General features: G+C 67.9%; 8 protein-coding genes, 1 pseudogene and 2 riboswitches. Of the genes and pseudogenes, 5 read left to right on the top strand and 4 right to left on the bottom strand.

The window, feature by feature from the left end; translation table 11 throughout:
* The first annotated feature begins 509 nt into the window (after positions 1-509).
* Complete coding sequence (locus DMB66_RS54960) at positions 510-2,336, top strand: glycoside hydrolase family 9 protein (RefSeq protein ID WP_158647678.1); 1,827 nt, start codon at positions 510-512, stop codon at positions 2,334-2,336.
* Positions 2,337-2,417: 81 nt separating this feature from the next.
* Here the strand turns inward: DMB66_RS54960 and DMB66_RS54955 are convergent, their stop codons facing one another.
* Positions 2,418-2,735 carry a helix-turn-helix transcriptional regulator gene (locus tag DMB66_RS54955; RefSeq protein WP_125811993.1) on the bottom strand — a complete coding sequence of 106 codons (318 nt, stop codon included), beginning with the start codon at positions 2,733-2,735 and terminating at the stop codon, positions 2,418-2,420.
* A gap of 242 nt (positions 2,736-2,977) precedes the next feature.
* Positions 2,978-4,030 (bottom strand): hypothetical protein, encoded by a 1,053-nt coding sequence (locus tag DMB66_RS54950; RefSeq protein WP_233625526.1) that lies wholly within the window; start codon positions 4,028-4,030, stop codon positions 2,978-2,980.
* Between the two features lie 3 nt (positions 4,031-4,033).
* A riboswitch (cyclic di-AMP (ydaO/yuaA leader) is annotated at positions 4,034-4,187 on the bottom strand.
* A 266-nt stretch (positions 4,188-4,453) separates the two neighbouring features.
* A riboswitch (cyclic di-AMP (ydaO/yuaA leader) is annotated at positions 4,454-4,602 on the top strand.
* Between the two features lie 3 nt (positions 4,603-4,605).
* On the opposite strand from DMB66_RS54950, the gene DMB66_RS54945 reads away from it, so the two are divergent.
* From DMB66_RS54945 to DMB66_RS54930, 4 genes are all read left to right on the top strand, one after another.
* Entirely contained in the window at positions 4,606-5,622 is a 1,017-nt protein-coding gene (locus DMB66_RS54945; RefSeq protein WP_125811996.1) for a hypothetical protein, read from the top strand.
* A 431-nt stretch (positions 5,623-6,053) separates the two neighbouring features.
* Positions 6,054-6,989: a DUF1775 domain-containing protein gene (locus DMB66_RS54940; RefSeq protein ID WP_125811992.1), complete on the top strand. Its 936-nt coding sequence runs from the start codon at positions 6,054-6,056 to the stop codon at positions 6,987-6,989.
* A 287-nt stretch (positions 6,990-7,276) separates the two neighbouring features.
* Positions 7,277-8,245: a phosphatase PAP2 family protein gene (locus DMB66_RS54935; protein WP_125811995.1), complete on the top strand. Its 969-nt coding sequence runs from the start codon at positions 7,277-7,279 to the stop codon at positions 8,243-8,245.
* A gap of 297 nt (positions 8,246-8,542) precedes the next feature.
* Positions 8,543-9,127 carry a hypothetical protein gene (locus tag DMB66_RS54930; RefSeq protein WP_125811991.1) on the top strand — a complete coding sequence of 195 codons (585 nt, stop codon included), beginning with the start codon at positions 8,543-8,545 and terminating at the stop codon, positions 9,125-9,127.
* Positions 9,128-9,468: 341 nt separating this feature from the next.
* Here DMB66_RS54930 and DMB66_RS54925 read toward each other — a convergent pair whose 3' ends face one another.
* Both DMB66_RS54925 and DMB66_RS54920 read right to left on the bottom strand, forming a co-directional pair.
* Positions 9,469-9,963, bottom strand: a complete 495-nt coding sequence (locus DMB66_RS54925; RefSeq protein WP_125811990.1) for a hypothetical protein — start codon at positions 9,961-9,963, stop codon at positions 9,469-9,471.
* Between the two features lie 226 nt (positions 9,964-10,189).
* A pseudogene (locus DMB66_RS54920) lies at positions 10,190-10,547 on the bottom strand (DUF1601 domain-containing protein); the annotation flags it as partial.

The raw sequence follows: 10,547 nt of genomic DNA, 5'->3' as shown, positions 1-10,547 counted from the left end.
TCGGTGGCCAGCACAACGTTGACGACCGGCCGGTGTAGCCGTCGCCGCCGAGTTCGACGCACACCCTGATCGGCGCTTCGTCGCGGCCCCACCTGCGCATGATGAAGACCTCCGGGCGACGGTGATCCTTGTCTGTCAGGGTGTTGCAGTGCGTCGTGAGTGGAGTTTCTAGGACCTGATCGAGTCGTGGTCGCTGACCGACGGGGACGAGCTCGTCTCGGCGGCGTCGCAGCGCTGACGCCCAGGTCGCGAGCATCTGGGCAGGAATACCTTCACCAGGACGCCGGACGACGGTGGCGCCTGGGCTGGACGTACCGACCGGCGGTAGGTAGTTCCTCTGGCCGATCGGCTGGCGGACAACGGGTCCGCGCCTGCGCCTATGCGGTCGCGGATACTCGCTGGTTGTGATCACTATGGTACGGGGCCATAAGAGCCGCATCCTGATGGCGCTATTGGCTGCTGTCCTGTTCGTATCGGCCGCCTGCGCCAACACGCGGCGATCCGATCCGATGCCGAAACCTGCACCGCTGCAAAACACGGATGCGCTGATCCGGCTCGACCAGGTGGGATACGCCTCGGGCGAGACGAAGACCGCGGTGCTGCTCGCTCCGCGCGCTCCGGACGGTGCCCGCGTCACGGTCATCGACGGACACGGCCGAAAGGTGCTGGCTCCCGTCGTGGGGCGCAGCCGGGGTGTATGGAACGCGACGTTTCGTGATGTTCGCCCGATCGACCTGACCTCGCTGACCAGGCCGGGCACCTACCGGCTGCGGGTCGAGGGCCCGGTCACGGCCGAGTCCCCGCCGTTTCGGGTCGGGAACGCAACAGAACTGTTCGGGCCGCTGGCGCAGAACTCGGTCCAGTACTTCCAGGCCCATCGCGACGGCGCCGATCAGGTGGCGGGGCCGTGGCGGCGGCAACCCGCGCACCTGGCCGACCGTCAGGCGAGCGTGTATGACCGCCCGAGTTTCGACGAAGACGGCCGGCTGACCGACGCACTCACCCGGGCCGGCGGGCCGGTCGACGTCGAAGGCGGCTGGTACGACGCCGGGGACTTCCTCAAATTCACTCACACCACCGCATACGCCCTTGTCGCCATGTTGCTGGTGCAGCGCGACGGGCTCGGCCCGGCCGGGCTCGACGCGGAGACCCGCCACGGCGTCGACTGGCTGGACAAGATGTGGGACGCCGACACCGCCACCCTTTACACCCAGGTCGGGATCGGCAGTGGCCTGAGCACCGGTGACCAACGCTTCCTCGGCGACCACGACACCTGGCGTCTACCCCAGGACGATGACCGCCTCGCCGTCACACCCGGCGACGGCCGCTACTACCAGCGATACCGGCCGGTGTTCCGTGCCGCAGCACCAGGACAGGCGCTGAGCCCAAACCTGGCCGGACGTGTCGCGGCCGCGTTCGCCTTGGCCGCGCAGGTCGAGGCCGCCGCCGAACCGGCCCGGGCGAAGGCCCACCTGGCCGCCGCGGAACAGATCTTCGGCCTGGCCGAGACCGGGGACGTCGGGCAGTTGGTCACTGCCGAGCCGCGCAGCTTCTATCCGGAGGACAGCTGGGCCGACGACCTCGCCGTCGGTGCCACCGAACTGGCGTTGGCCGCCCGGAAGCTGGGTGACCCGCGGGCGCAGGATTGGGCGCGGCAGGCGACGCGTTGGGCGAAGGTCAACGCCGACAACGGCTCCACCGCCGAGCTGAGTGTCTACAACCTCAGCGCCGTCGCCGACGCCGAGCTGGCCCGGGCGCTGACCGCGGCGCCCGTGGCGGGGGCGGAGATCGACGCCGCCGGGCTCGGCCGCGACATGCGGCGCCGGCTCGACGCCGGCGTGAAAGCCGCCGCCGGCAATCCGATGGGCGCCGCTGTCGGCCTCGGCGGATCCGATTACGCCGCCCGGCAACTCGGCTACACCGCCGCCGCCGAACTGTACGAGCATCTGACCGGCGACGGCCGGTACGCGACGTTCGCCACCGCACAGCGCGGCGTCACCCTCGGGGCGAACGGGTGGGGCACGTCGTTGATCGTCGGGGCGGGAACGACCTATCCCCGCTGCCCACACGACCAGATCGCCAGCCTCACCGCCGACGCCGCCACCACGGCGGGCATGGTCGGCGCCGTGGTCAACGGGCCGAATGCCGCCACGCGTATCCACGAACTCATCGCCGATCCCAGCCCGAGTCCCTGCGGCAGTAACACGTTCGCCGCCTACGACCGCGACGACACCCACTACACCGATAATGTGCGGGTCTCAGCCAACACCGAACCGTCGATCGACTTCACCGCCACCAGCCTGCTCGCCTTCGCGCTGACCGCCAAACAGCACTGACCAGGGCGCTCAGCGCGGTCCCGGAATCAGAGGATCGGTGAGCGCCTGGTCATGGTGGGCGGGCCGGTCCGAGACTTGATGCTAGGCGGCATACAGCGCTTCGATCACCAGCCTGCGCCCATGCGGGCCGGCGACCGCGCGCCGGCCCTCGCGGCGCACCGTCACCAAGGCGGCCAGCCGCAGCTTGCCCCGGTGCTGCGACACAGCCGGACGGGCTGCGCCGACCGCCGCCGTCGGCGCCGTGATGTCCCGCTCCCCATCGAGCAGATCGGCCAGCAGCCGCAGTCGGGTCGCGTCGGCCAGCATGGCGAAAGTCGTCGCCGCCCGGTCCACCACGGCGTCGCTCACCGGTTGTTGTTGCACCTCATAGGCACCTGCAACGTTGTCGCGTGCGTACATGAGCACATATTTTGGAGGAGACATCGCACCGGCCCCCGTCCCGTCGAGGGGCGGGTCCGCTACCTGTGCCGAGGGCTGGCAGGAATTCTTGTTCGCTGCAGCGACCGCCTGAGCCGAGACATGTGTGAGCGTGGTGTCCTGGCTGGGGTCCGGCTGGCCGTGCGGACGGCCCGGAGGCTGGCGTAGCGACGGAGTACGGCCTATGTGCGCGAGCAGGTTCTCGCACTCCCGGGCAGTTGCGGTTATCGCATGGACAGGTGCACGTGGTTGGTGTGGTCGCTCGACGGGTCACCGTTGCCGCGGGTGTATGCCTTCCAGCCGCTGCTGGGGAGCCATATCCGCTTGTAGTAGATCACGTAGAGCACACCGAGCCGGCTTGCGTTGTTGATCAGGTAGCTCGCCAGTCGGTCGCCGTATTGTTTGTCGCCGCCTTGGGCGACGCCGCCAAAGGTGCCCTTCTCCACCGAGAGGTCGCAGGCTCGGCCCTTGCCGTGTTCGCCGCTGGCCTGCTGTCGGAAGCATTTCGTGTATCGGGTGAAATCTGCCTTCTGCACTTGGCGCAACGCGTTCAAGGTTCGAGGCGTCAGGCAGCCGCCGGTGGTCGGGTCGTCGGCTGAGCACGACTCATCCGGCAGCGAGCCGTCGGAGTTGCGGCGAGCCGGCGCGGCCGATGCGCTGCTGCCGCTGGGCGCGCCGTTGGAGGCGTCGCCGCCGGCGTTCGCGGCCTTCAGCGCGCCTTCGGCCTGAGTCTTGCGCTTGGCCATGACGGTGACTTGCTTCTGCTGGTCGCGGATCTCCGCGTCGATCGCGAGCTTGGCCTGTTCCTGTTTGGCTCGGGTGTCCTTGAGCTCACGCAGCGCCTGGTCCTGCTTGACGGCCACCGTCTCAAGGGCCTGCACCCGGTCCAGCAGGCTGCCGGTCGACGAGGCGGTGAGCAACGCGGTCATCGGGCCGAGCCGGCCGGTCCGGTACGCCTGCTGGGCGATCTCGTTCAGGGTCGCCTGACGCGGGCCGAGTTCCCCGTCGATCTGCTTGAGCAGGCCGACCAGCTTCTGCTGACGCTTCTGGGAGCGGTCGAGCGCCTCCTGGGCTTCGACGAAACCCTTGGACGCCGCTTCGAGCTGCGCCACGAGGGACTTGGAACCGCCTTCACCGTCGTCACCGTTGTCTCCGGGGGCGGCAACCGGTAGTGGCGCCGCGGAGGCCGGGCCGGCATGAGCGACAACCGGCCCCGACACGGCGACCATCAGCGCGAGCAGGGCTGCGACTCGACGAGGGACAGAGTGGTGCTTCACGTGCCTTCCTTCCGTCGGCCGCCTGCCGAGTTAGCTGACGGGTTCGGGACGGAAGCGATCCCTACCGCCCGCGTTCCCTGCACACGGTGCGGATTCACCCCACTACCTGGGCCTTGGTTCCCCGGCTCGCGATGTGGCGATTAGGCGGCGGTCTCCGTTCGGTAACGCAGACCGCGACGAACGATACCGGCAAATTCCCGATTCACCACCCTGGATACAGCGTGCAATGCAATAACCACGGCGGGTAAGCAAAATGGTTCATCCAGGAATCGTGGATAACCATTGATTATGGCAAGATTCACAGATTGCAGAGCGTTGTTGCAGGGTGACAATTCTTCTCTCCGTTGCGGTGCTGATCCAGCTGACGGTTGTCGGGTAGTATCGCGTCCGGTCACCGCCAGGAGGCGCCGTCCCCAAGGCGCCGGCGGGCCGCCGCCCAATCGCCCATAGGCGAACCGGGGAACCATTCATGTGGGGTGAGTCGGCTCCGCGCGGTCACGCGCGGTGCCGTAGGGAGCGCTTCCATCCCGAACCCGTCAGCTAACCCGGTCGGCGGTCACACGGAAGGAACATGCATGACGGCCAATCCCCGCCGGTGGCTGGTGCTCGCCCTGGCACCGCTCGTCGCCGCATCACTGGTCATGGCTGCTGGATCGGCGGCCAGCGCGGAGCCGGACGGCAGCACGGCGACGCCGAAGGAAGCCGATGACAGTCCGATGCTGGTGGACGTGTTGACCACCACCGGACGCCGGTTCGTCGCCGCGAAGGCTGCCGTGGGCAAATCCGCCAAGACGCAGTTGCGCCTGGCACTCGACGTGAAGGCTGCGGAGGCCAGGCGCGACTCGCTGATCCCCCAGGTGCAGGCCGTCGCGGGTCAGCAATACCGCACCGGCAGCATCTCCGCCATGAGTTTCCTGCTGAAAAGCGAGACTCCTGGCGGTTTCGTGCAGAAGGCCATCTCGCTGGCAGAGATCAACAGGGTCAACGACGGTAAGCTGCGCGAACTCAACGCCGCGATCGCCGACGTCGCGGCCGCGAAGGATCGCCTCGACCGGGAGGTCAAGGCCCAGCGGCAGAGCCTCGCAGTCATGAGTAAACAGAAAGAGGCGGCCGAGAAGGCACTCGCGGTGGTCGGCGGCAAAAGCCTCACCGGTGGTTACGTCTCGGCCAAATCGCCGGTGGCCGCCGCCGCTCCTCGTAACTCCGACGGCGGGTTCACCCCGGAGTCCTGCACCGTTGACGATCCGACGACCGGTGGCTGCATCACAGCCCGTACCGCGAACATGCTGAAGCAGGCCAAGAAGGCCGACTTCAACCGGTTCGTCGGCTGTTACCGTCCCGGCGGGCCTTTCGAGCACCCGAAGGGCCGTGCCTGCGACTGGTCGCTGCAGGAGAAGGGGTTTTCCAACGCCAGGAACGCCGACATGAAGAACTACGGCAACGACCTCATGGCGTTCCTGGTCCGAAACGCCGACCGGCTGGGCATCTTGTACGTGATCTGGTACCGGCAGGTCTGGTTCCCGGCCAGCGGCTGGTCGCCGTACACCGGACCGCTCGACCACTACGACCACGTGCACGTCTCGATGCTCTGAGCTCCGCAGTCACGCGAGGACGCCCCGGGACCCGTGTGGACCGAGGGGTTCATCGCCGGCTTGGGCCCGATGTTCGTGACGTGCCGCACCAGGGCCAGCCGACCGGTCCGGCGCCGATCCAACCAGCCAGGTCCTTATTCGATGCCGGTCATCGCCGGGCGGACCGAGCGCGCCCCCCAGTTCACCGCCATGCTCAACGGGAGCAGGGCGGCCAACCGGAGCCACAGCCGCAAGGGATCCGACCGTGATCTGGCGGAACAGGGCACAGAGCCCCGCAGCACCACCTGGTTGCTGTCAACGCCCGGACGGGGTAACACCTCCATGGGCGACGCCGGCACGGCCCGTCCACCGGCCTCGATCCGCCCTGCGGGCACTGCGATCCAGGGTCGGCCGAATTGAACCATTCGGCGTCGCAGTCCGAACTACCTGTCATGAGGCTTCGAATTCAACGGCGCGTCAGCGTGCTGGCACTCGCCGCCGCCGCCGGGTCGCTGTTCGTCGGCAGCCCGGCACTGGCCGACGCATCAGTCAACCCCGCGAGCGCACCCCAGCAAAGCGGCGTCAATCTGACATTCCGCGTCACCAACACGTCGCTGTCGGCACCGATCACGAAGGTGAAGGTCTCGCTGCCTGTAGACATGGCGGTCGCCGAGGTCTACCCACTGTCGGTGCCCGACTGGGCGCCGCAGATCACCCAGAAGCGCCTGGCGAAGCCGATCACCACGATGACCATGGGAACGCCGGTCTCGGAGGTCACCTCGGCGATCACGTGGACGGCCGTGCCGGGCAAGACGATCGCCCCGGGCAAGTCGGCGGACCTCCGGGTGGCCTTGGGACCGCTGCCCACGACCTCGACGATGTCCTTCCTGGTTGAACCGACGTATGCCGGGGGCGAGGCCGGCCCGACGATACCGCCGACGGTGCTGAGACTGACGGCCCCCGTGCCGGGTCAGCAGCCCGCCGCGCAGGGCCACGGCGGCGCGACCAGCGGCACAGACACCGCATCAGCGGCCGAGCAGGCCCAGTTCGCCCGATTGGTCGCCGACGCGACGGCAGCCCCCAGTCCGTGGACCTTCGCCGGATGGATTCTCGCGGCGCTGTGCGCGGCGGCCGCCGGCGTTATGGTCCTGCGGTCACGCCGCCGGCCAGCCGCCGCAGCGCCGGCCACCGGCGGCCCAGCCGCCACGACGGCGCCCGCGGGCGACCCTTCGACCGCGGCCACAGCGGCCACCGACACATCCGAGGCCGACGGTTCCACTGACCTCGACGGGGGCGACGGTTCATCCCGGGATCCAGTGACGTCCAGCGCCACAAAGACGAAGATCACCGCTTGGGCGTACCGGGACGGCCCACGCGACGAAAGCTGACGGGTGGCACCTCCAGTACGGCACCGGAGTGCTGCGCTCGGTACCGGGCTGGGTGCACGTTGACGGCTAGTTCGAGGTCGGACGTTGAGTCACAGCCTGACGTCAGTCAACGATCGGGTTGTCGGCTGAGGCTATCGCCGACATCGGCGTTGAGCAGGGCCGGTGGGCCCACTGTTCCAGAGAATGCATGCTTAACGGGCTGATCTCAGCCGACGCTATGGTGTCGAGCCACTGCGGTGTCGCCCAGGGGTCGTGGACGCGGTCTCGCTACGCTTCGCCGTGTGACGATGCTGCAAGCCCCGCCTGAGACGACGACCGTGCCTGCGCCTGGCGCCCTGGCCAAACGGCGCATCCTCGGCATCCTGATCTGGGCGACGGCGTTCGGGATCTTCGTCGGGTTCGTCGGGGTGCCCAGCAGCGACCCGATGGCGGTTTTCGGCTGGCTCTGGCTGGCGACCATTGCCTGGCGTAACCACCTGCCGTGGAAGCAGCACCTGCTCTTCCTGCGCGACTGGCTGCCGATCGTCTTGCTGCTGATGGTCTACAACGTCTCGCGTGGATACGCGGACGGCCTACGCGAGCCGTACGTCACCCCGCTGATCGAGGCTGACAAGGCGATGTTCGGCTGGCTCACCGGCGGGCAGGTGCCGACGACCTGGCTGCAGCAGCATCTCTACGACGGCACTACCCCGTGGTGGATGGCGGTCGTCACGGTGGTTTACGTCTCACACTTCTTCGTCGTGCCTACCATCGCGGTGGTGCTGTGGCTGCGCACCCGGCCGTTGTGGGCTCGGTTCGTCCGACGCTGGTTCACCCTGTGCCTGGCCGGGTTGATCACGTACTTCGTCTACCCGGCCGCGCCGCCGTGGTGGGCCAGCGACAAGGGGAAACTGGCCGAGAAGGTGACCCTGATATCCGATCGAGGCTGGGACGTGATCGGATTGCAGGGCGCCGGCAACACGCTGAACGAGCTGCGGGTAGATCAGTCCAACCCGGTTGCGGCGATGCCGTCGCTGCATACCGCGTGGGCCCTGATGGCGGTGGTCTTCTTCCTGCCGATGGTGCGCAAGCGATGGTGGCCGCTGTTGCTGACGTATCCGATCGCGATGACGTTCACGCTGGTCTACACCGGTGAGCACTACATCATCGATGTGCTGGTCGGCTGGCTCTACGTGGGGGCGGTGTTTCTGCTGGTACGGCTCGCAGAGCGGTGGTGGGCCGCCCGGCAGCGTACATTGCGTTCGTCCGTCCGCTAAGGGGCCCCGCCAGCTGCGGTGTCCGACATCGAGATCCCCCAGAGCATGGCTGACAAGCACTGGTCCCGGCAGGACGACGGCCGATCCACCGTGACAACAGGATCCCCGACCCGACCTGACGACGATGTCCCACGGTTGGGTGAGCCGGATTCGTGTGGCGGCGGGTTGTGGCCGTCCCTGGCTGGTTGTCGGCAAATATGCGATGGCGACGTGTTGCCCTCGTTCGGTGGCATGACAGCCGTTCGCCTACTGTGGGTAGCTCACAATGTTTGACCAGCAGATGAGGTAGAAGACTTGATGGCGTTGCCCGAGTTGACCGTCATGCAGCAGTCGTTCGAGTTGCTGTACCAACTGGATCCGCAAGCCCGGCGGCGGGTCCTGAAGTGGGTCAAGGCCGCACTCGACGAAGCCGACTCGGCCCCCGTGTCGGCAGCGACCTCGCACCTCGATGCCGAGGTGCCACAGACGACCGACCCCGACGACACCAGTGTCGTCGATGAGCCCGCCGCCGCCGACATCGCCGGCGAACCCGCCTCCGCGGTGGAGAGCGGTTCGCCGGCCGACGACCGGGATGGGGCCACGACGCCAGCGGCATCGAGCCCGGCACCGGCGGCCGACCCGCCCGGACGGCGCGCCGCGAAGCCCGTGCGAGGCCGGGCCAAGTCCAAGACCGCAACCCCGCCGGTGGAAGCGTCCCCGGTCGTCGGCGCCGACCGGCGTGGCCGGCCGCCTGCCGACGAGATCATGCGGGTGTACAAGCAGGTGGACGGCAAGCTGACCGAGCTGGCCAAGCACTACGGCAAGCCGTACGGCACCATCCAAGGCTGGGCCAGCACTCTACGCGAACAGGGATATCCCATCGGTCGCTCCCGCAAGTCCTAACCCGCACACCGCCACCGGCCTCCGCCTCACAGCAGCGCGGAGGCCGTCGCGCCAGCACTGGGCGTCGGTGCTCGGGGGTTCACTGGTCGGGTCGCGAGGATCAGCAGGTGCACGTCGACGTCGTGACCGGCGGGCGCCCGGATCTGGGCCGGTCGCTCAGCGCCCGCATACCCCGCTGCGGCAATCCCACCGAACTTTACGCACCGTGCACGGTGTGCAGCCGATGCGGCGGGCGATGACCGCGTTCGGGGTCCTGCCCGCGGCGGCGAGCAGGATCCTGACTCGCTGGACCTGCCGGAACTCGCCACTGACCTGGTTACTGACCGGGTCAGGGCTTTACTCTACGGCGACGCTGAGGCGGCGTCGTGAACGGTTTGTTCGAGATCCGTCATGCTGGCAGACAGTACGGCGGCCAATAGCGCGTCGTCGGGATGCCGAGCGGCGGCCAAGGCTGCCGCCTGCACTTGAATCGCGCTTCGCCCGAGCCGGCGCATGATCTCGGCGGTTGCCTGCAGCTCGTCATATCCACGCGGTTGCGTCAGCCAGTGGTGAATCGGGTTCACGGCGGTGGCCAGCCTGGCCACCGCCCGTGGATTGTGCTGGTCGGCGATGGTGCCTGACGGTATCGCGGACACCGCGTCTGCGGCGGCCCAGAATTCCCGGTCGAGGTTGTCGCCCCATTGCGCGAGCCGGTCGTCTTCGGCGGCGCTCATTGCCGGGCCTTCAATGGGGGTCGGGCGGCGTCGGACCTTCCAGGCAATCAGCCCCGCGATCGGCGCCAAGACCGCGCTGACCACCATCAGTATCGCGCCGCGGGCCGTCGTGAGAGCCGTCACGACGGCCACCGGGCTAAGCGCTCGTAGTACGTGTCGGTGTGCGGGTCGATGGGTTTCATTGTTTCCCGTGGGGTGTAGAGGGCCACGCCATGCGCCATGCGGTGTGGCCGAGGCCGGGGACCGAGTGAGTCAAGGGCGGTGTGCGCCGCTTTGGCCGCAGCGGCTTGGATCTGCGGTCCAGCCGCTGGAATCTAAAGCGCGGAGCCGATGAAAGAAGAGGAACCCGTTAGGTCGCCGAGACCCAGGACGGGTGAGACTGGGCGAAGGCGGCGACGTCGTCGTTCTTGACGGCCTTCAGCAGCTGCAAGCTGTCGTCACTGAGAACCTCGACGCTGCCCACGCCCGGTACCGACTTGCTGTTGAACCGGCCTGCGTTGGTCTTGATAGTCACCAGATCATCCGGGTTGAGTCCACGCATGGCGAAGACCCAGTCCTCCAGGGAGACACCACCTGAGTCGACCGTCATCGTCTTGCCGACTGCGGACAGTAGGCCGGGCAGCTTGGTCGGCGAGTTGAGGCCGTCGCTCACCGCCTGCTTGAGCACGGCTTTGAGGAACTGCTGCTGATGACGCTGCCGGCCGTAG

It is taken from the genome of Actinoplanes sp. ATCC 53533, from assembly GCF_003947245.1.
Note: the sequence above shows the minus strand (reverse complement) of the source record. Positions and strands in the feature narration are given on the sequence as shown.